Below are 500 nucleotides of genomic sequence, written 5' to 3' on the forward strand. Positions count from 1 at the left end.
CTGCCGCTGGGGCACGATACGAATGACCATGAAGAGCAGCACGACAACGCCGAGGGCGAGAAGTCCGGAAATAATCAAACCAGCCATGAATACAGTTCCTTGTTATTGCGTAGAGTGATGAAAGAAAGAGAAATCCGTAATGGGTTCGTCAGTCGTTTTCAGGTTTAACCGCCGGCCAGGGTTCCACTGTCAGCCAGAGTCCTTCGTGCTGGGTGATGCGTACCATGTCACCAGGGTTCAGCGGCTGGCTGCACTGGGCCTGCCAGCGTGCGCCACGGTAGTTTACGGTGCCTGTGCCTTTGGCAAAGGCTTCAGCCACGGTGGCGCGGTGGCCGATCAGGCCGGCGCTGTCTTCCTCGCCCTGGCGTTGCCGTTCGCGCCCCATCAGCTTGTCATTGAGAACCCGGCGAACAAACACCAGCAGCAACAGGCTGGTAACCGCGAAAATAGTGAGTTCCCAGGTCGTGTCATCAATCAGGCCGAGAAATTTCAGGCTGCCG

1 protein-coding gene is annotated in these 500 nt (G+C 57.4%); it reads right to left on the minus strand.

The features are described 5' to 3' along the window. Positions 1–148 precede the first annotated feature (148 nt). The coding region (locus A3730_RS27035) for an NfeD family protein (protein ID WP_063520086.1) at positions 149–500 on the minus strand (352 nt) is incomplete at its 5' end.

This window comes from Alcanivorax sp. HI0044 (assembly GCF_001634945.1).